The organism is Pseudoxanthomonas sp. SE1 (assembly GCF_029542205.1).
Classification (GTDB): Bacteria; Pseudomonadota; Gammaproteobacteria; order Xanthomonadales; family Xanthomonadaceae; genus Pseudoxanthomonas_A.
In genome coordinates, this window is the sequence record NZ_CP113783.1 from 2,856,405 (window position 1) to 2,877,962 (window position 21,558).

Genomic DNA, 21,558 nt, shown 5'->3' on the forward strand with positions numbered 1-21,558 from the left:
ATCTAACTCCTTCTAATCTGATAACGGATCACAGGCTCCACTTGACGCCGTGTCCAGGGGTCAAGTTTGTCTAAGCCGCCAAGCAGGCGACTGGAGGCAACTGCAGCAATGTCAAGCTCATCACTTCGAACATTCGCCAGGAGCTTCCGACGAACCAACACAGCGGTCTCGCGATAAAGCCCTGCAGACACGAGATACCTACTAACCGGGTGATAGACACCGCTCTCAAATGCGGCAAGCAACGCAGCACCAGACTCTTGAATATCAGATATGGGCTTGAGAATGGCGGTAAGCCCGTAGACCACCTTCTTGTAGATCAGTTCAACTTGATCCTCAACCTTGTCCGCGAAATCACCTGAGAAATGCCGATCATCGATGATTGTTCGAAGTCTCACTTCACGACCCCAACTCTGTGCAGACAGTGCCAGAGCGAGGAAGTACGGATCACTTGAACTCGATCCGAGATGCCGACGGTAGTAGTAAGGGGAAATCAATGACTGGAATCGCAGGAGCTCGACAACTCGATCAACGATAGTCTTTGACCAAACGTCATTCGGCAACTCCATGTTCACGCCATGGAGGTGGTCCTTAATCTTTTGAAGATCAAACGGATCCCAGTACCGATTGGCCAATATTACATGTCGACCAACATCAAGCTCGCGGAGATCAGCTCTAACCTTCTCTACGTGCTCCTTAAGGACTGATACTCCAACGCCAACCAAACGTTGCAATGCAGAGTCAGGGTGACGATAAACCGTCTGCCTGATATGCGAAGCCAAGAACTTTGATCCATCTGACTCAGCAGAGCCTGGAATAGCAATTTCAGACAGGATCTCGTCCCTCCCCTTTGCGAATATATCTGAGTAACCAGGGACGATATCCTTATAGGTGTCAACGAAAAGCTCACCTTGAGCCTCAGACTTGAATGAACCCTCATCGAGAACAACTGTTCGCCCCACAAAGTCCTTCAAGAGTCTACCAGCGCGCCCTCTCAAGTTTGCAAATTCATAAGGCGACAACGAGGCACTGCCCGATCCACTCTTCCTTACGTAGAGATTCGGATTCCTTATGAACACGACATCTGCCGGAAGATTGACACCCTGCATCAGCGTTGTGGTGCAAACCACATCTTTAAGAAGTCCATCGCCAAACGCCTGCTCAATAGCGAGTCGGGCATGAGAAGGCACGGAACCACTGTGAAAAGCGACACCTCGCTTCACTGCCGCGACAAGTGGATACTTAGGATGCACTGACTCAGACAAATAGGATGAGAGAGAGTCAAGACCTCCAGAGAGTGCATCACTTCCGAAGCCAGAAAGGCGCTCAGCGGTCTTTCGTGCCTGCGAGGCAGTAGGGGAAAATATGAGGTTTCGAGATCGATCCCCCAGACTGGACACAACGTGGGAAAGGAAGCGATAGAACTCTTCCGTGTATGAGTTCTGACCCACGCCACCGATAACCTCAGAACGATTAATCTCTAGAGAAGCTATCCGACCAAGAGCATCGGAATGCTGATTCAAAAAAAATCCGCTGGCCGTGGACTCGACTGAATAAGTTAGAGACGCCACTGGAGATTCCGTAGCTTTCTCTTCAATAGAAGAAGAATCAAATATTGATTCTGCAACTTTGTCTATGTTGTCCAGACGAGGGCCACTAACAATAATCTTCTCGACACTACTTGCGAAACGCATCGCACGCATGAAATCAAAGAGGATCTTCGACCTTAGTTCATCTTCATGCGTCACTCTCTCAAGATTCTGAACCTCATCGACCACCAGAATCCCAACACTTGAGGCAATCATCCCCTGATCCAGAGCAACTATTGCGCGCTCTTGGGTCAGCACAAAAACTGCCTTGCTCAGATGCGGATCGTAGCTGTTTAGTACCTGCCAATCATCGATTCCGTGCCCTGTCAACAACCCTCTTATGTCTGACGAAACCTGATTGACAAGACTTATTGTGGGAACGATATAGACGCAGGGAGAATTACTGACCAAGGAATGCCGGATAATAGCGAGATAAATTACAAACGACTTACCGGCGGATGTCGGCGCAGAAAGGCCGGAGATCCGACTTCGCTCAATCCCATCAAGAGAGCGCGCTTGAAAACTTGTCAGCTGGTATGAAATCTGACCGATTCGCACTTGCGTGGGTAGCTGCAACGCTACCGTAGCTAACTGAGCAGAGAAGCTATGAAAGGCCTCGTACTGCCTCCTCTGCAAGAACGAGTTGTCTATCATGACCGTAGATGGAGCCACGCCAAGTCGAGACAGACATACGATGAGGAACTCGCGCAAATCTTCTCGCCTTTCCTTGGAAAGATATTCCCAGGAAAGCGCGATCAACTGAATGGCGAGCCTCTTCTTATCCGCATCTTCTGACCAGCTAAGCTCATCGATCGAGAAGATTAGCTCTCCAAGCTCGTCCGGGCTATCGATCACCTCACCTGGATCATCCCGCAGCCCCAATCTGCTGGCAAACTGTCGATGCTCAATCGCATAAAGGGATTTCGCGAAGTTCTCTATCCTTTTCTCGAGCTTGATCACGCCTCGAACTCCTTCAATATGCCCTTGAAGTCCCAGAATGGCATGACAAAGAAGTGAATCTTCCCTAGGCGATTAGGGTCAAACTTGGAGAAGCTGTCGGCGTACCCTAACATCCGATCTCGTACGATGTTTCTGATGATGCCTTCTACTTCCGCCTGGTTCTTGCCAGCTTTGCCACCTACTTCTGCGTAGCTCACTACGCAAACAATGTCATATACGACATTCTTCAAAGCATTGCGCTTCACATCATACGCAACCGCAAGCAAGGGCTCTTCTATAAATCCCTCATATACATAGAGCGACATCTCGTCCTGGATTCTATCCAAGGAGGTGATCGCACTATCCAAGGAGGCGCCAAGAGCTTCTGAGAACTTGTAGTCTGAGCTATAGCTCTTAGCCTCGCCAATGTAAAGAACGTTGAACTCGCCATCGGGCCGAAAATGGATAGCATCCGCCCCGTGACGTTCAATTGCCGGGTTTGTGGTGATTTGCATCTTCCGCAAGATCGGTGCAGCTCGGAAGTAGTGCTGAATTACATTGAATAGCAGCAACTCGCCAAACTGACCTTGGGGATAGCCCGCCCTAAACTTCTCCTTGACGAGCTCTTGAACGTGAGCGGCTGCATTCTGGATATCTTGATTCCTAAAGGCCAGCTCTTTCGAAAGTATTTCGTGGTACTTGGCTTTTGAATAGACCCATGAGCACATTGTGTTGCGTAACTCGCGAATAAAGTCAGTGCGACGCTCAACGACGTCTTGCACCGCAATCGCGGCACCACGATGTGATTTTCCAGGCAAGCCGAGATCGCTCAGCTCAAAACTGTAGACATTTGAAAATAGACCGCCCGTGGAGGCGAGCAGATTATCAATGTCAGACGAAGTGACCATCTTTCTATCCCCAACCACCAATCGCCGCAAAGCGCCCGCGCCGATCATATGGGCACACGCGCCCGCCAACAAGTACGGCTCACGCTGCCCGCTGGAGGATCAACCCTTCATTTTAGAGCCGCAGACTCCGAGACCCTCTCTTGGCGAGGCCTAAATAGGCAGGCTCATCCTGGCGATTACCTCTCGAATCATTGACCCCGCGCTCGGCTCTTCGTCCAAGTCAAACCGCAGCAACGACTAATCGAAGAGCGATCCATACACATGCGCTGCGAGTTGATGCGCAGCTGCAAGGTCTGATACTGGTGCAATTTTGTCATCGCTCTCGGTCTTCGCAAGCTCAGTCAGAACGAATCTTCTACTGTATGAAGCAAGAACACCTGTTACGTCACCCTTTGTTCGTGCAGCGCAAACAATCACCTGACATGACTCCGCCGCAAGCATCGAGATGTAGTCATTAAGCTTGTCGGCGACATCACCTCTGTTGACGATACCAATTTTGAAACCATGCAACTCAACAATCGCGCGAAAATCTAAGAGTCGGCCGTACTTCTCGAAGCTCAGTGTCTTCGCCCCTGGCCCTTCGAGAAGCAACCTATAGAGGATGTGTATCGAGGTACTTTTTCCAACTCCGCTCTTGCCCCGCAATGCAATTAGTCGCTTCTTCACGCTGGGTCGCCTTTCGCCTTAGCCTGGGAACTTAGGGAATTTCTCGTTCGGGTGCCTTGCCTTCCATTCCTTATAGGCAGCCGTGCCCTCCCACGCCGTGAAAGCACGGGGCGGGCGACCTCGACCAGTCCAAGTTTCCCCGGAATGCGGCAGCCAGTACTTCGGAGCGACTTCTCTGCCTACGGGGGACTTCTTGGGTCGGCTTGGGCTAGACGCACCCACGGCCGTAACGATTTCGGCCTTTTGCTTGGCTGTGAACAATGACCCGTATTGGCTCAATAGGCTGATGACCTCGGAATAGGCGTCAGCCGACTGTTGCTGGCGTAGCTGGACTTCCTGTTCTTCCAGCTTGCGGAGTTCCTCCTCCAACTTGGCCTTAGCCGTGGCGATGGAGTCGAGGGTCGGTTTGGTCATTCGGTTGAAACCTCATGTTGCACGCAAACTGGGACAACCTGACTGCCGTCAGTTCTTCTCTCGAACGACTGGCAGGTAGGCTCGATATGTATCCTGTACCACTTGGGCAAGGTTATCTATCGTAGCGCCTTGGATGTTTTCCAGCACTGTCGGACATACGACGGCGGGGTTGAGCTGCTTAAACTTTCCGAGCGCGCCATCGTTGAACGTCTGTACGCGCTGCTGTATCGCTTCTTGCATAGGCGCATTGAACTCAGGGTCGTCATTCAATTGCTCCAACAGGGGCTTATTCGCCTCGCTAAGTTTGACGAAAAATCCCGCCCTTTCCTTCATCAACGGTTCCCTTAGCTCGGGGAGCTTCTGGGAACAATGCTCGATGATTGGGTCCAACGTGCGCGCTGGCATCGAAAGCAGGTAGCGACCGACTGTTTCGGGCTCCCCATCAACTGTCTGCAAATCCTGTGCATGCAGGCTTCCCGTGAAGACCGCGAACGACCAACCAAGGATCGACGAGACTCGGATCATTGTTCACCCCACTTCCCGAATTATGCCAGCAGTCCAGCTCCAGCCTGAGGTGAATCTTAGGCGGCAATGGGCCGAGAATGCGAAGCCGGCACTAAGCCAACTCGCCAACTAAGCGTCGATTCCGACCATGGACGGTCCTCGTCCGCATCCAATGGAAACACCTGGAAAAACAAAGGCCCGCGTTAGCGGGCCTTGTTCGGTGTTGCTTGTAACCATCGCTTCGGAACTGCGCTGGAGGCTTTACGAATGCGTCGGTCCTTCGTAAGAGCCGGCTGCCTTACCATCCGGTGGGGGACTCAAAGTGGCAGCCGCAGGCGGGCCAGAACGGTATGGAGCATGGGCAGGTCGGACCGTCCGCCGTACCGGCCGACGGAGATGTGCCCATGCTCATGTCCAAGAAGTTCGGCAATGACGTAGTCCTCGATCCGCAGGGACTTCAGGCACTGTGAGACGGTATGCCGGAAGCTATGGGCAGCCGTCTTGCGCGGGTCGGACATGCCGGCTTTGCGGAAGGCATACGCCAGCCGCTTCTGGATCTTGCCCACATTGCTGCGCGGAGGACTGGCCCCAGTTGGCGAACGACATGGTAGTCAAGGAATTATTCCAGGATTAACTCGCTCCATCTTCTCGTAATCCTCTCGCTCGGAACTTAACGAATCGTTTATCATTTCGCCAATGTAATCCGCTGCATCATGACCAAGCTGAAGACCAACAATTCCTACGGCAAGCGCCGCCTCTTTCGCTGCCGCCTGAAGCGTTGACCTACCTTTGCTGAAGTAGAGCGCAGCGGCAGGAATGCCCATGCCAGCCGAATCAATCACCATTTTTACTACCATCGCATCAAGCACTGACATCAACGTATCAACCGCGAAATCAATTCCCGGTTCAAGTTTGTATGCTGTTTCCACGCCCTCCTCATAGCCGGTGCCGAATCCTCGCCTATTCGCTGAATCTTTGAAGCTCTGGAACCCCTTCATCGCCATTACATCGCCGGAGAACCGCTTTGTCATCTCTAGCGTGGTCTCAAACTCATCCTCCAAACTAAATTTCTTACCGAGAGGAGTTCCATCCAACGCATAATCTACTATCGCTTCTCCACTCTCCTGCTCATCTTCGGTAGCACCATACCGGCCAAGTAGGGACGGATCAGAAGATCCATCATCCTCCCCCTCGTCACCCTCGCCTCCATCGTCCGGCTTATCGGGGCCATCGCCAGGAGTATTTGGCGGGTCGCTGTGGTCTGGTGGATCATCATGATCTTGGGGCAACTCCGAAACATCATAACTGCCATAAGAGGTCGCTCCACCGCACTGAAATAGCGTGCATGCGTTGGCGTTCTGCATCGTTAGCAACGACCCGAGGAGTAGTGAACAAACATGAACCCCTCCCAAGAAGCTCATTGCCCTCTCCGCTTAACGCTAAGTACATCAGTACCCTTTGTGACCCAATCACCGCTTCTAACCAACGGCGTAACCTTTTCAGTATCACCACACTCAACGACGCTAGTTTTTGTTATTAGGAAAAGTTGACGCTCGACACCGCCATAGGCAAGCTCAACCCTCAGCACTGCATCGGACATTCGATTTATGTAGTCATAGTCAAGAATCTGCGCTCTCATTTGAGAGCGAATCTTGTCTTTTCCACTTATTATCGTTTCTTTGTTTTCTGAGTAGTCATCTATCTGAGCTTTCGGCAGAGACAACCTTTCCATGTCCTTACGACTCAGAGCCGACATTGTCAGATCAACTGCGATGTCCGGATCAGCGATCTCATCTTCAATTCCAAGTATATTTCTCTGCCGATCCAGCGCCTGGGCGGTTCTCTCACAGGTATCAATTGCGAAACTCAGCTTCTTCAGATCCTCAATTAGTTGAGATATCAGAAGAGGAGAGTAGTAGTTGGCGCAAGATCCGGATCTGTCTATTGATATGCTCTTATGGAGATCACTCTCGCCATCAATTTTCAACTGACCGTTTGCAATCGGAATAACCTTCTTAACCGTGGGGCATACGTGCCCCGCCCACAGTGGAAGCGCCCCTATGCCTTTTACTGCATCAGACGCGTATGGGCTTGCTAAGACTGGAAGTGACACCTCTGACTCGCCAGTGACGTCCTTCAGATTACTCCTTAGTAAGGGAGCCCACATGGTAGGCACTGGATCATCCGCACATTGCTCGCTCGCAGGGAAGCACACATACGCGTCCACCGGAGCAACCAGCTTGAGGGGCTTTCCAGAGCACGCCGCCATCAGAGCACACGAGACCAACACCGTAATCCTCAGTTTCATGATTCAGCTCCTGCGAGAACAGATGAACATTACGTCGTTTGTCGCAGTGTCGTCGCCGGACCCTTGCGATTTCTCATCTCGCGTTAGCAGTCCAACAATCACGCTGTTTACAGGACATCGAGCCCACGCCGTCCACGTGTCTGCGAATGGACCATGAATTGCTAGATCAGTGGTCGGCACGTCGTAGGAACCAATCTTTCTACAGCGCACCTTTAGCGAGTTCGCACTGGTGTCGTCTTCTCCACCCCCCAAGTAGTGTTCTACTCCAAGTGAGTACGCGTAAGCGGCTTCACCCGCTGCGCACGCTTGCGGCGCCCTCCAGCCTCCCCATACTCTATGCCCGGACTCAACTGTAGTTCCGTTTGAGCACAGGACTCGGACGCCATTGAGTGCCGTGTCGTCACATCCGCCCCCACAACTGTCTTCAATCTGCAAACTGAATCCAACTGCGTAGCTCTCGTTGGAGCAGTAGACCTTATCGGACCAGTCTCCGAACCCACTACCACCTGGTGCGTGTACTACAAACTCCCCTTTTGCCAATTGGGGAGTGAAGGTGGATGTCTTCGGGCCCTCTGGGCTACAGGCCACCAGCAACAAAGCACCCAGCATTAGCGTGGCGCACCTCATACTCCCCCTCCCTTTAGACGATATGTGACTTTCGGCTACCCATCGGCCCTCAGTACCGCACACACCCTCGATCTTCCCAACAACTATACGCTGAGGTGACTTTGGTAACTTGAGTTACACCGCAGCCGAAGACGTGTGAAACGACGTTAGATTCAAGTAGTTAGGGAGTTAATACTCGCTCGGCGAGCTATTCGCATCATCAATTCTGATGAGCGGCTGGCCGATCCTGTCACGACATAGCGTGACCAGAGCGAGGGCATGGGAGCCCTAGTGGGAGGCTAGATGCTCGAGGACAACGGACTCGAAAAGGCGCTGGCCCTTCTGTACGGGGCGGCAGCGGAGGGGGCCCCGTTTATCGAAGCCGTCGCACCAATTGCAGGGCTTCTAAGATGCCATATGGCTGGTCTACATCTTGATGGCACACCCGCCGGGAGCGCCCTACAGGTTTCGGGGCCTGCATCAGGCAAAGAGGTGGAGCGTTTAATTTCCGATTACAACCAAAATTGGCGAGGGAAGAATGAGTGGCTTCAGCGCGGCATGAGGATAATGGAGGCACAAGGGTACAGCGATGGAGACGATTGCATTACTGAGAATGATCTGATCAAGCTCCCATACTATCTAGATTTTCTCGCCCCCCTGGATATTCGTCATGGCGTTGGGTTCTTGCTGCAACACGGGTTCAACTGCGAGAAGATCGTTTTGTCACTCAATAGATCCAGAGGCGAAGGACCATTCACACCGAGCGAACGGCGATCACTGCCTAGACTTCTTCCTCACTTGAAGGCCGCTTATCGAGTCTCGCAGATGGCTGACACAAACAGTTTTGTAAGAGAATCTTATGGAAAGCTCCTCGGTGGGCTCGGCGTCGGATTAGTACTGCTGAGCGATTCACAAAAAATTGTCCATATCAATGACGCAGCGGCTTCCGCACTTCTTCTGCTAGGCGTCTCAGAGATGCCGCTTGTAGGACGATATCTAAGAGTGAAAAAGAGGCTCGTGAGGGCTTGGATCAGCACATCCGTTACCCGCTGTCTTGCTACAGGTTCAGCGGTAGGACCTTGGGTTGTGAACTCTTCTGGGGGTCATCGATATGCGCTTCAGATACATCCGGCCTCTAGGGTGGAACGCCCCGCCTGCTCTAGTCTGGTGTTTGCATCAATCAGAATGATTGGCGCCCCCACTTCTTATGAATGTGATCGACTTGCTTTGGAGGCTGGATTCGGCCTATCACGCGCAGAAGCGTGTGTTGTATGCAGCCTTCTAAGCACGGCCAGTCCAGAACGGACTTCAGACGAGCTTGGTATTTCCATTTCAACAGTGAGAACCCATATACAACACGCGTTCTGTAAAGTTGGTGTAACGAAACAAACAGAGCTTCTGCTGGCCTCCGAACGCCTGTTGCGTGCGGCGGCTCGCATGTGAGGCTTTAGCGCCGCGCAGACCCTGTCAAGCCCTCAACCTAGACCGGACGCGTTCGCGCCGATGCTTACCTTGGGTCGGAAGCTGTCAACCGGCCGAAGCCGGGACTAAGCCGACTTACACCGAAAGCAAAGAACCTGCGCGTGGAGGATCCTTGTCCGCATTCATTGGAAGCACCTGTAAAAACAAAGGCCCGCGTTAGCGGGCCTTGTGCAATTTGGCGATTCCCGCGGACACGGGTGTATTCCCTGATGCATTACGAATGCGACAGTCCTTCGCCGGAGCCGGGAGTCAGTCGAAGGCGGTCCGTTGAAAGCTTCGCGATCTGCCAGAAGACCAGAGCATTTCCCATGGCACGGGCCGAGAGCATCGCCCCATGGACAGATGCCATGAACATCGCTGCCTCTGCGGAGGGAGTTTCGACCAAGCGCATCACACCCTTGACCGCCCCCTCCTCCATCGTCTGAGCAAGCCATGCTTGCAGGTCATTGAAGTGCCCCGTGACCTCGTCGGCCACCTCAACAGGGATCGCCGGCAGTTCAGCAGCAAGGAGCGCACAGATGCATATGGGTGGGTTCGACTCTTGGATGCAGTCGGCCCAGTAGCGACTGTAGGCCACCAATCGTGCGTAGGGATCTGGAATCGACTGGTGGAGCGACTGTAGTCCTTGCCTCATTGCCTGCCGATGCTGGGCGACAGTCGCTTTGACCAAATCCACCTTGGCCGGGAAATGATGGTGGATGCTGGCCTTTCTGACGTCTACCAGCTCGGCAATGTCGGCATAGCTGAAGCCGTTGTATCCACCCAAAGCCAACAGCTCGTTGGTCCGCTGGATGATCTCTTGGGCCTTCGGCGAATACTGAGGCTGGGCTTCTGCAGACGACATCAATGGGCTACCTGGTCTCGATGGAAACGCTGCTTGTACAGCGCTCGTACTTGCAATGGGATGCCCACAATCAGCGCAAGGAACAGCGCGCCTTGGACACCCAAGAGCAGCGGATCCTTCAAGTCTGTCACCAGCGGGTCACCAACAGGAAGCCTACGCAGGCTTTCACTCACGGTGGGCACCATCAGAAGGAAGACGGTGACACTGAGTGAAATCGTCTGGATGTACGTCCACAGCCGCCTTGCCGGTCGCACTAGCGCGATGCCATATCCGATCAGCAGGAACACCAACGTGACAGTGGCGACGATGGAGCTCACCGGCTGGTGGGCGATCGGATAGACCGTGAGCACACCCAGCAGCATGAACCAGAAGTACGCGCGACCGGGTTTGGTCTCAGGCGCGATCCGACCGTGCTTGGCCAGCATGTAGATCGCGAGCGGGATCGCGGGAAGGCTTCCCAGCGTGTGCAGCCAACCGATTGGTGAAATGCCCATAAGGGGAGCGAACCTAGTGAAGGAGGATGTAATCTACCTACTGGTAGGTAGCTTCGTCAATCAGAGAACAATAGGTGGTTAAGGCCACAGGCGGGATTGACGCTCACCTGTATACGTAACATCCTTTGTTACATGAAAAGAGACAGTCGACTTTCTGCCGTGCTTCACGCCCTGCTGCACATGGCAGAGCGCACCGAACCGATGACCTCGGATGAGCTGGCGCTATGCCTGAGCACGAACCCGGTCGTCGTCCGTCGAACGATGGGTTTGCTTCGCGAGGCAGGGCTGGTCGCCTCGGCACGAGGGCACGCGGGTGGTTGGCACATCAAAGCCGATTTATCCCAGGTCAGCCTGCGCCAACTGCATGAGGCGCTGGGCGAGCCGGCATTGTTCGCGATGGGGAACCGGCACGAGAACCCTGCCTGTCTGGTTGAGCAGGCCGTCAACGCCGCCCTGAATGACGCATTCAACGAAGCCGAGTCATTACTCCTTGAGCGCTTCGCTTCGGTGTCTCTGGCCGATCTAGCGGCTGACTTTGCACGCCGACATAAGGCGCACATCGAGAAGGAGACCCCATGAAGAACTACGACGTCATCGTGGTAGGTGGCAGCTATGCCGGCATGGCTGCTGCGTTACAGCTTGTACGCGCACGACGCAGCGTGCTGGTCATTGATGCGGGCAAGCGGCGTAACAGGGCCGCCTCGCACTCGCACGGATTCCTATCCCAAGACGGCGCAGATCCTGCCGTCATTGCCAGCACGGCACGGACGCAGTTGGAGGCCTATCCGACGTTGTCGTGGGTAGACGATCTTGCAGTGAAGGCGTCTGGATCGCGTGATGCTTTCACCGTCGAGACGTCTACAGGCGAGGCTTACGGTGCTCGCCGCCTGCTTCTGGCGACGGGCGTCTCTGACACGCTGCCGGACATCAAGGGTTTGGCCGAGCGATGGGGAACCAGTGTCTTTCATTGCCCCTACTGTCATGGGTATGAGCTGGATCAGGGGCAGATTGGCGTGATCGCGGCAAACCCCATGTCCATTCACCAAGCGCAGCTACTGCCTGAGTGGGGATCAGTGACCTTCCTCACCAATGGCGTGGTGGAGCTGGAAGAGCCCATACTGCAGGATCTCTCGAAGCGCGGCGTGACCGTGGAAGCAGCACGCATCGATCGGATTGAGGGACATGCCGATGTGGTGCTGACGGACGGCAGGCGTCTCGGATTCGCGGGTCTGTTTACTGCCTCAAAAAACGCACCGTCGACACCTATAGCGGATGAACTCGGTTGCGCTCTCGCTGAAACCCCGATGGGTACGCAGATCCAGACCAGCGAGACAAAGGAAACCAACATCGCTGGCGTCTTCGCGTGTGGTGATGCTGCTCGTGTCCCCCACTCGGTTTCTCTGGCTGTTGGGGATGGTGCGTGGGCAGGCGCTCAGATTCATCGGTCTCTGGTTTGGCCTGATAGCTAACGATCACAAGACATGTCAAAAGTGGACGAATTCCCGAAGCCGGAACTAAGCCGACTTCGGTCGAAACCGTCGATTTAGAGCCTGGATGCGTTACATCCGCATTGTCTGGAAACACCTGAAAAAACAAAGGCCCGCGTTAGCGGGCCTTGTTCGGTGTTGCATGTAAACATCGCTTCGGAACTGCGCTGGAGGCTTTACGAATGCGCCGCTCTACCAACTGAGCTATTCCGGCGGAGCCGCGAATTTTAGGGGTTGGGGCGGGGGCGGGTCAATGTGGGGGTGTTGGGGATTGGCGGTAAGCCGCTGGGAAGCCAGGGGACTTATGCGACGGCTTGACGAGATCCACCTATAGCCTGCATTCCCCAAAGTCGACTCAGTGGCATTAGTCGCCTGTCGACTCCCCCCAGATCCCTGGCATTGTTCTCAGAAGCCATCGCAACTGCTCTTCGAAACGGAAGTGAAAATCCTCACATAGGTGAACCCAGCTAGCGCCTAAGGGCGTACCACAACGCTATGAGGATCAATCCCAACCCAGCACCCATCCAATATGGCCAACTCTGCACCAAGGTCTCAATCGAAAAGAAGTCAAGACCGTTACGGCTCGAAGTTCGATACATACGATTCGCTACAAATATGAGCACGGCCAACGCAACACAAACGATGCCCATGACGCTTGTTGGCTGCTTAGTGGCCATTAGTTCACGCAGTCCCCTGCCTTCCAACCAGCCTTTGCTGCATCAGAGAATGTCTGGAGCGCACCAATCACTCCAACCACCTTGGCCGCGCACTTCTTCCCCCCCTCCTTTAAACCTTGTTCAAGGCCAGCCATCACCGCGTCTTCGTGTACGTTGATAATCGCTTCTGTCGCAGTCTCGCCAATGAACTCGCTGCCCGCCGCTCTACCCACACACTTCCAGAACACTCCCACCTCTTGCAGCCAACTCGCTGCTGCATCCCGCAGATCCATGTTGCGGAGGTTTGCTTGCGCAGTTTGTAGTCGACTGTGCGTAACAAAGCCTTGCTGGTCAACTCGGGGAACTTGTTGCAATCCAAGAGGATCAGTATTGCTTATCGGATTACCACCCACATACCCATAAGTATTCAACCCACCCCCCAACCCAATCGGATCAGACTGCGTATATCGCCCCAGCCGTGCATCGTAGTACCGGTTGACGTTGTACCAGAGCCCCGTCTCCTGATCGTAGTACTGACCGGGGAAGCCGATGTTCAAGCCCCCAATGCTGTCCAGCGTCACCGTACGGTCGAACGCGTAGTTGCTGGCACGCCACACCACAGCCTTGGCGCTATTGGTCGCGACCTCAGGGCGGCCAAGGTGGTCATTGTGCACCCAATACACCTGGCTGCCACGTGTGATGCCGACAAGCTCACCACCAAACCACAAGTAATTGGTCCACACATCACCATTGTCCTTGTGCTCGCTCATCAAGCGACTGCCAGGGCCATACACGTAACGGTAATACCCGTGACTTGGTGCCGACTTCCACACACGCTCGCTGAAGGCGTTGTAGCCGTAACCGATGCTTTCAGTGGTGCTCCCGTTAAAATGCGAAGCAGCTGTCATGTTCAGATACGTGCCATAGCCGTAGCTGGCGATGTATCTCCCATGATCGTGCGTCCAGGTGAGATTGCCCAGCGTATCGTACTGATACTCGACAGGCCTGCTGGGAGATGTGCCTGTCAGCAACGACACGCGATTGCTGCTGCTTTCAATGGAGTAGGTCCCCGCCCCGAATGTTGCCCCCGACGCCGACGTGCGGTTGCCATTGGCGTCATAGCTGAAGGACTGGTTCCCAGACCCGGACGTGACGCCAGTGAGGCGGAAATTTGCATCGTACCCGTACGTCTGCGACAGGCCCAAGCTGACCGCATTGGTCAGCTGACTGATCTGATTGTCCGCATCGTAAGCGTACGACAGGCTCTGGATCGGCGTTGCCCCGTTCAGCACTGCGCTGGCCGTCAACCGTCCATCGAGATCGCGTGGACGATTCCTCTTCAGTCCATTGCCGTAGGTCGTCTCGACCGACGCACCAAAGGGCATGTACTTGGTGTCGGACACTACTAACGACACGTTGCCCCCGATGTTGACCGTCATGGTCAGCATCTTGCCGTCCGCGTAGCCGTAGCCGACCGCGACACCATTGGGATATGTCAACGAGTTCAATCGACCATAGACGTCATAGTAGTAGTGCGTCCAGTAGTCGCTTTGCACACCGAATGCGGTAGTTAGCTCTCGCCGTACGCTGATCCGCCCATCTGGCTGATAGGCAAAATGAACTGTGCTGCCGTTTGCCTCAACGTTGCAAAGCCGGCCCTTACCATTCGTGCACCAGTCGTAACCGAAGCCGCGACCTTCTCCAGCATTGCCAAACCACGTGACCCGCCCGAGACCGTCGTAATTGTAGGAGATGGCGCTACCGTTGTTGCGAGTAACGGTAGCCAACTGACCGTAGGCGTTGTGCTGAAAAGTCGTCGTGCCCGTATCAGGACTGTACTGCGCCCAAAGCTGCCCGAGTCCGTCGTAGATATAGCTCGTGACCTTCCCACGCGGATCAGTGACCTGTATCAGCTCATCACTACCATCGTAGTTGTAGTAAGAGGATTTATTTTCTCTGTCTACTACCCTAACTCTCCGATTAAGTGCGTCGTAGAAGTAAGTCTCCGGCCGACCCAAAGAATCAACGACGCTCTTCAGATTCCCCAACAGGTCATATGTGAACCGAATGTTATGACCATAGTTTCCTCTCTCACCGATCAAACGCGACAACTCGTCATAGTCATACTCACGCAGTTGAGTAGTGCCAGATGTGGTCGCTGGGGTTGGAATGCTGACACTCCTACCTAGCCGGATCCGCTTTATATTCGAGGCAATGTCAAAGGTCTTCACGGCGTACTCATACGAGCCACCCACGGACCGATACTGGAGCACGTTCCTCAGAGCCGCGTCATACAAGTAGTATGTGGTTACAGCATCTGGCGAAGTAATACTCGCAACAAGTCCGTTTGTGCCGTATGTGTAGGACGTGACGGCAGGAGCAGTCCCATTTGGGTAACTTGTGCTGCTGAGCAGACGGCCGCGAACATCATACTGGTATGACGTCAGATCGCCATTCGGACCGGTACGGGAAGTCGGCTGCCCAAGCCCATTGAAACCCGAGAACGACGTAGCGTGTCCTTGGCTATTGGTTACTGACGACAATTCGCCTTTCGTCGTGTAAGCATGCGTGACTGGATCGACGCCAGGCGCTTGAACCACATGAGTTGCGACCATCCCATTGGAATGGTAGGTGTAGGAATGGGTTGTGGTAAGCACTTGGTTGGGTACACCATAGCCTGAAAGATTCTCAACAGATTCGGTAGCCAACCTTCCGTTTGCATGGTACGAGAAGCTACGTTTCCATACCCCAAGCCTAGTCTGACTTAGAATTCTATTCTTAGGAGCGACATCCCAAACATATGTAGTGGTCCGCTCTTGTGCGGTGCCTACTGCCTCAACCAAGCGAGTAAGTTGACCGCTTGAGTTGTAATCGTAGTCAGACATAACACCATTGTCATCCACGACGATATCAACCCTTCCAAAAGAGCTATAAGTGAACGACCTTGCACTCGATTGGCAGTTGGCACTTGCTAAGCCGGCGGTTGAAACGATCTGTCGGTTTGAAACGATATGATTCGCAACCTTGCCCAGCGCGTTTGTCTCAGCCACCCCTGTGATGTTTCCAGAGGAGTCTGCAGAATAAATTAGAGATACGCGGTCGACCGAAGCTGCGTGCTCGGAAAGATTGGCCCTCCCTGCCGCATCGTAACCAAACGTCGAGTAGCGTACGCCGTTTATGGATTTTCCAACGTACGCTTTCCCTCCCATCCCAACTGCGGGAATATTCTGAAAATGGTACGTATTTGTCATTGCTGGCAATCCAGGATAGGTTACCGTCGCCTGTGTGCTCGTATTTGTGTACGTGTAAGTCGCTCCATTCGGAGCTACTACAGAGCTAACTTGATTTCCTGACCAACCGAACGCGACTTCGCGGCCGTTCGTGTGGGCGACCTTCTGAAGATACGTTCCGTTCGATCCACCGTAGGTGTATGCCCAGCCAATGCCCTGCCCGCTTGCTTCACTCGTGATGAAGCCACCGCCGGTGTATGTTTCGGTGATCTCACCATCTATTTTCAACGTCCACCCGGCTGTCATGTTGCCGGTGATTGGATAAAGGTTTTGAGGGTTAGGCGCCCCCCATTGATACACCAGAACCCGGCTCCCATCTGGCCGCTGAGCTTGAACTTGAACGAGTCGTGCTGGACTTGCTGTACACGCCACCCCAGGCATGGGATTGCACACCTGTCCGTTTTCCCACCTAAAGATCAATTTTTTGTCGAAGTTGGAAATCCAGTTGAACCCAAATAGTCCGCGATCGTTCAGCCGCTGATTCCATGACCTAGTCAGATGGAGGCCGTACTCCTCTACAGTACTGAAGTCGGTGTCCGTCTCAACTTTGTTGCCATTCGTTATGGTTATTGGATTACCCACAACATTTGACTGAGTACTGGTGCATTTTCCTTGTTGCGATGAGGCATCGGTAACAGGGGCAACGTATGAAATCGTCGCCGACGTTGGGCTGTATGTGTTGCGAATATCGTGAATTACCGAGATCCCGGTGTACGTATGAAATCGCTCACGCTGTTGAATTGTGAACCCAGTTACATTCAATCTATCAAGGGTTTTATCCACTGGCGCGCTCGTTTGAGCCATTAGGCTTTGGGCCCAAACCAGGATGCCCAAGACCAACAGTCGAAGTGCTTGATTGGCACAACGCTTGCCTGCTCCTACTGACATGTTTCGCTCCATTCCAGCCCCTTGCAGGCCAGAGTCCATGCGTCCACCACCCCGGTGGGACACCCAATTTCGGCGAAGCTACTCCTAGCCGATCCGTCTTGGGAAGTCGGGAACTGATGTAAACGCATGTACAACGGTGACGACGCCCATAGAGCGAGACGCCTGTATGGAGTGCATCCGCCCGATGCCCCACTTCGGCGCGCTCGGGGCTGGGTTTCCAACGCCGTTCTAGGACTTCCAATGCTCCCAGCGAACGCCGCAACCCCTATTCGTACATTGCGTTTAACGAGTAGCTGACGAACCCCTTGTCGCTACACGAATTTACCACGCCCTGAACGTACTTGACGCCCATCACATTCGGGCGGAGGATCGGCTTGGGCGCATGCAACGTAGTCAGCGCGTCCTGCTCGCTGGGGAGCGACCGCGAAACACAGATTCAGGATTTTCGACCGGGCTGCTGCTCTAGAAAGGAGCCAGGGCGAAAGCCACACACGGGGAAGGGAATGGACAACATAATTTTATCGGGAATGCTGCAGGAATTCGCGAATCGCTATGAGCTCCAAAGCGAAAAGCAGGACCTCCAGTTCGAGAAGTTCTCCAACTATTGCTTATGGAAAGCAGACCACTACGACTCGTTCGAGTTCAGCAAAGTCGAAACTGGCACATGCATAGGCGTTGATGGAGTGGCCATAACAATTGGTGGAGTCATCGTAAATGACCTAGACGATGCCAAGGCGCTGACTCAAGGCAACTTCGACGCCCGTTTTCTGTTCTCCCAGGCTAAGACATCTTCCCACTTTGACTCGGGGGAGTTCTTGAAGTTCATAGGTACGGTAAAACTGTTCTTTGAGAAGAATAGAAATGCGGTGCCAGAACAGCTTCGTAATGCCTTTGACATCAAAGAACACATCTACAGCCGCGCCTCCAAGCTGCGAAGCCTCCCGCAGGTTGCACTTTCTTACGTATACGCTGGAAAATATGCGTTAGATAAAAACACTGCAGCCCCGGTAATTGAGGCGCAAGCTACCTCCATAAGAGATCTTCCATACCTTTTCAGTGACGTCAGCTGGCGCGTCTACGATGGAGATGCGATCGCCAGACTCTATCGCGAGGCTCAGAATGAAACCCAAAGGGAGATTTCATTTCAACGCCATGTCGCGCTCCCACCCATCAAAGGCTCCAGAGCTGCTTACATTGGAGTGGTTAAGTGCATTGACTACGTTAACCTAGTCGAGAAGGAGAGCGGAGAACTCAATAAAGGCTTGTTCTTCGAGAACGTGCGCGACTATCTTGGTGATAGCAACTCGGTTAACGAGGAGATTGCAAAGACCATCCGCACAGAGGATGAAAGGAATAGGTTTGCGATACTTAACAACGGGGTGACCATCGTAGCCAAGAGTGTCACGCCATCGGGAGATTTCTTCAAACTCTCGGGCTTCCAAGTTGTTAACGGCTGTCAGACCAGTCATGTCTTGTACAACAACAAGAGCCTGCTTAGTGATGACATGTACATCACGGTAAAGCTTATCGAGACTTCTGACATAGACCTCAGTGGCAAGGTCATTGCAACCACCAATAGTCAGTCTCAAGTTACGAAAGAGGCACTAGCTACCATTCGTCCCTATCACCGAAACATTGAGGACTTCTTCAACGCAATGCGCTCTTCCGGTTACAAGTATCGATATGAGCGCAGACCACACCAGTTCGATGGAATGGCTGGGATCTTTCAGAGCAACATCGTCTCTGCTCCACTCCTAATCAAATCGTTCATATCTGTCGCGCTTGAAGAGCCTCATAAGGTTCACTACTACTACGGCACCCTGCTTCAGGAATACAACAAGGATCAGGCTAGCGAACTCTTCGCAACCCACGACTACCCAGGAATGTACTTTGCAGCGCATCACATCTGCGCCAGAGTGAAGGCCGCTAGCGGAAAGTACGCATGGATGTCTAACTGGATTTATCACACTGCGCTTTTGATTAAAAAGCAGATAGCGCCTGACCTTCGAAAGGGATCTGAAGTTAATGACAGGAAGTTCCTGGAACTTCTCGGCCGCATTGATGAAGAGTTCGATTCAGCATACGAGATAGCCCGAAGACTGATTCAGGCAGAGAACTTGGCGCGTAATGACAATCGAGTTCCTGACGTCACAAAGAAGCTGCTTTCTAAAGTGCGAGCCGCCTCACAACAGAAGAGAAATGAGGCGGCTGGTGAAAGCACAAGAACGCCTCCGACGCTCTCCGACGGAAACTATGTTGGTATAGTTGATGAAAGTGCGTTCAGCCCATCTAGCTTCAATGTGCGATATGGCCCATTCATTCTGCAGGTAAAAAACAGCTCCAAGAATCAGCCTGTAGTAGGTAAGCGCATTCTCTTCAACATGAAGAATGGACTAGCCGAATGGGATTCTAAGCAGGAAGAGTTGTCCGCTCCTTAGGACGCGGACACTAGCCCCCCCCCCTGTATGGAGTTCATCCTCCCTATCCCCCACTTCGGCGCGCTCGGGGCAGCATTTCCAGCACCGTTCTAGGACTTCCATACCCCGTAACGCGGATCACCCGCATTGGGGTAAATCAGGGGAGCGGCGCATAACGTATGCGTGGCCCCTTTGGCTGGGCCCGACCCTTATCCCCTTACGGATCAAGCACTACCGGACCGACCCAGCGCCCCTGCCCGTGGCGGGTGACATCCCTTAAGCCGGGACCGACGAGCATTGGGCTCGAATGCGCGTTGCATCCCTGATGTCCCCACTTACAGGGATGCGCCCCAATGCGCACCAATCGCTCCCTACCGCTCTCCAGTGCATGGAGCACTATTGGCGCGTCAGGCAAGACGAAACAGCTCAGGTGCGTATTGGCGACGATTCCGAGCGCAGAGCCAACCCGCACAGCTAACGCTTGCCTGAGGTGAGCGCAAGGAGCCGCTTCCTGACTTCCTCACCGTCGTGCAGTTCCAGTCGAAAGGGCATATGCCGCGCGATACTGGGATCATCAAGAATTCTCGGAGCAAAGGTGGATGTCGTCGTAACAATCCCCTTTGTGGCGAGTGGATCGGACAACAAGACACCCACCAGGGCCCTGACGTCGTTCGCCGGAACCGGATTCCCCGGTGCGTACGCTTTGACTTGATCGATGATGCGAATCGAGTGCAAACCGCGCTTAACGGCAATGATGTCACGACCACCATCTCCACTTCTCGGCGTCAGTACGACCTCATCGTATCCAGCCCTGTCGTAAGCTCCGGCAATCAGCTCTTCCCATTGATCCGGGGACAGCTGCGGAAGCTCAGACGGATTATCCCGGAGCAGCTTCCCAATGGCATCCCAGGCGGGCTGCAGAACGACAATGAGCGAACCTTCAGGGCGCCGTTCAACCCTATCGACAATGGCACCGACCAGAATCTCCGGCGCTGGTGGGGGCGTGTAAGTAGCTTTAGCGCTGTCCACCAAACGGGCCGAAGACCATCCCATCCCAACGCTGCTTCTGATCTCTACCATGAAATAGCCCTCGGTTGAACTTTAGGTGAGTGAAATAAATATTCTCTACCCAGCATCTTCGCTGGCCGTCGCTCCGGCTGAGACTCGGATTCCAGCGCATCACAGAATGTCCCATTCGTGCAAAGCGAAACATGGGCTGACACTTCATACAAGAAGGCGACACCTTGGTAGGCCGAGCATGCAGGGCAAGGGCAAACTAGAAGCAGTTGCCAAACGTTGGGCCGGGACGGCTTCCGCCATGGAGTTTCGTTGCGTTACTGATGGAGTTCCGTCGTTGCCGGCAACATCAAGGCAGCTCCGGGCACTTCATACCTAAAACGCAACAGGAAGCCTTCTGGAGCCGTCGCGGTTCTGTGGCGACACAACTTCATCAAAAGCACCGGAACGCCTCAAGGTGCTTCCATCCAACAAGCGCCACTCGACGGCGTACGACATAGCAGCGCGCAACGTCGAAAAGTCCCGATGGGCCGTGATGCGTTCAACGGCGCGCTTGCCGTCTACGGGCGTCAGGCGATCGGACCACCAGCGATTGATCGTCGCCACGTCGATATCGGACATGGAGCGGTCCAGCAGGTCCGCAAAGTGTGTCTTGATCCGCATGACGTACTTGCTACCCCGGCGTAGCTCGGTAGCAGCCCAAGGGGCGTAATGGTCGTCAAGGAACTCCCGCAGGGTGCAGGCCCGTTGCTTGATCGTTGCCAAGGCTGGTAAACGCTGCTGGACGGCCTCAGCCACGGCCTGAGCCGCGTGCGCCCGGGCCTGCTCCAGCGTGAGGTGCTCAATCGAACCGAGCGTACGGCGCTTCCCATGCTGCCAGGTGACGACCCACGCTTTATGCCCACTGGGCTGCACACGTAGGATCAAGCCTCGAACGAGGATGTCCCGCATCTCGTAGGGTTTGGGCTGGGGCTGGGCTTGGGCGACAAGACGCTTGGTCAGGGTGATACGCATGCTGGGCACCGATGTAGGGTCGATGCCCAGAGCGTAGG

Annotated in this window: 17 protein-coding genes; 4 read left to right on the forward strand and 13 right to left on the reverse strand. The window is 54.0% G+C overall.

All coding sequences use genetic code 11. From position 1 onward, the window contains the following. Positions 1-2 precede the first annotated feature (2 nt). From OY559_RS13460 to OY559_RS13495, 8 genes are all read right to left on the reverse strand, one after another. Positions 3-2,546, reverse strand: a complete 2,544-nt coding sequence (locus tag OY559_RS13460; RefSeq protein ID WP_277726753.1) for a DEAD/DEAH box helicase — start codon at positions 2,544-2,546, stop codon at positions 3-5. Continuing rightward, positions 2,543-3,433, reverse strand: coding sequence for a HamA C-terminal domain-containing protein (locus OY559_RS13465; RefSeq protein WP_277726754.1), 891 nt, complete (start codon positions 3,431-3,433; stop codon positions 2,543-2,545). The genes OY559_RS13460 and OY559_RS13465 overlap by 4 nt, the downstream gene beginning before the upstream one ends. 237 nt (positions 3,434-3,670) lie before the next feature. Continuing rightward, positions 3,671-4,099: a P-loop NTPase family protein gene (locus OY559_RS13470; protein WP_277726755.1), complete on the reverse strand. Its 429-nt coding sequence runs from the start codon at positions 4,097-4,099 to the stop codon at positions 3,671-3,673. An 18-nt stretch (positions 4,100-4,117) separates the two neighbouring features. After that, the gene (locus OY559_RS13475) at positions 4,118-4,513 is read right to left on the reverse strand and encodes an H-NS histone family protein (protein ID WP_277726756.1); all 396 of its coding nucleotides are present in this window, start codon (positions 4,511-4,513) and stop codon (positions 4,118-4,120) included. A 48-nt stretch (positions 4,514-4,561) separates the two neighbouring features. Continuing rightward, positions 4,562-5,038: a hypothetical protein gene (locus OY559_RS13480; RefSeq protein WP_277726757.1), complete on the reverse strand. Its 477-nt coding sequence runs from the start codon at positions 5,036-5,038 to the stop codon at positions 4,562-4,564. Between the two features lie 296 nt (positions 5,039-5,334). Beyond that, the gene (locus OY559_RS13485) at positions 5,335-5,583 is read right to left on the reverse strand and encodes a site-specific integrase (RefSeq protein ID WP_277726758.1); all 249 of its coding nucleotides are present in this window, start codon (positions 5,581-5,583) and stop codon (positions 5,335-5,337) included. Positions 5,584-5,628: 45 nt separating this feature from the next. After that, positions 5,629-6,438, reverse strand: a complete 810-nt coding sequence (locus OY559_RS13490; RefSeq protein ID WP_277726759.1) for a hypothetical protein — start codon at positions 6,436-6,438, stop codon at positions 5,629-5,631. Continuing rightward, on the reverse strand, positions 6,435-7,325 hold the full coding sequence (locus OY559_RS13495; RefSeq protein ID WP_277726761.1) for a hypothetical protein: 891 nt from the start codon (positions 7,323-7,325) through the stop codon (positions 6,435-6,437). Before OY559_RS13495 ends, OY559_RS13490 begins: the two co-directional genes overlap by 4 nt. 909 nt (positions 7,326-8,234) lie before the next feature. Between OY559_RS13495 and OY559_RS13500 the strand changes: the two genes are divergently transcribed. Then, complete coding sequence (locus OY559_RS13500) at positions 8,235-9,374, forward strand: helix-turn-helix transcriptional regulator (RefSeq protein ID WP_277726764.1); 1,140 nt, start codon at positions 8,235-8,237, stop codon at positions 9,372-9,374. A 253-nt stretch (positions 9,375-9,627) separates the two neighbouring features. Here OY559_RS13500 and OY559_RS13505 read toward each other — a convergent pair whose 3' ends face one another. Beyond that, on the reverse strand, positions 9,628-10,257 hold the full coding sequence (locus OY559_RS13505; RefSeq protein WP_277726765.1) for a TetR/AcrR family transcriptional regulator: 630 nt from the start codon (positions 10,255-10,257) through the stop codon (positions 9,628-9,630). Beyond that, positions 10,257-10,751, reverse strand: coding sequence for a hypothetical protein (locus OY559_RS13510; RefSeq protein WP_277726766.1), 495 nt, complete (start codon positions 10,749-10,751; stop codon positions 10,257-10,259). Before OY559_RS13510 ends, OY559_RS13505 begins: the two co-directional genes overlap by 1 nt. Before the next feature lie 132 nt (positions 10,752-10,883). Here OY559_RS13510 and OY559_RS13515 point away from each other — a divergent pair, with 132 nt between their 5' ends. Beyond that, the gene (locus OY559_RS13515) at positions 10,884-11,330 is read left to right on the forward strand and encodes an Rrf2 family transcriptional regulator (RefSeq protein ID WP_277726767.1); all 447 of its coding nucleotides are present in this window, start codon (positions 10,884-10,886) and stop codon (positions 11,328-11,330) included. Next, positions 11,327-12,220: an NAD(P)/FAD-dependent oxidoreductase gene (locus OY559_RS13520; RefSeq protein WP_277726768.1), complete on the forward strand. Its 894-nt coding sequence runs from the start codon at positions 11,327-11,329 to the stop codon at positions 12,218-12,220. The genes OY559_RS13515 and OY559_RS13520 overlap by 4 nt, the downstream gene beginning before the upstream one ends. Positions 12,221-12,914: 694 nt before the next feature. Here OY559_RS13520 and OY559_RS13525 read toward each other — a convergent pair. Next, positions 12,915-17,072, reverse strand: coding sequence for an RHS repeat-associated core domain-containing protein (locus OY559_RS13525; RefSeq protein WP_277726769.1), 4,158 nt, complete (start codon positions 17,070-17,072; stop codon positions 12,915-12,917). Positions 17,073-17,599: 527 nt separating this feature from the next. Between OY559_RS13525 and OY559_RS13530 the strand changes: the two genes are divergently transcribed. After that, positions 17,600-19,510, forward strand: a complete 1,911-nt coding sequence (locus OY559_RS13530; protein ID WP_277726770.1) for an AIPR family protein — start codon at positions 17,600-17,602, stop codon at positions 19,508-19,510. A gap of 453 nt (positions 19,511-19,963) precedes the next feature. Here the strand turns inward: OY559_RS13530 and OY559_RS13535 are convergent, their stop codons facing one another. Continuing rightward, positions 19,964-20,569, reverse strand: coding sequence for a restriction endonuclease (locus OY559_RS13535; RefSeq protein ID WP_277726771.1), 606 nt, complete (start codon positions 20,567-20,569; stop codon positions 19,964-19,966). A 312-nt stretch (positions 20,570-20,881) separates the two neighbouring features. Then, complete coding sequence (locus OY559_RS13540) at positions 20,882-21,520, reverse strand: Arm DNA-binding domain-containing protein (protein ID WP_277726772.1); 639 nt, start codon at positions 21,518-21,520, stop codon at positions 20,882-20,884. Positions 21,521-21,558: the final 38 nt, after the last annotated feature.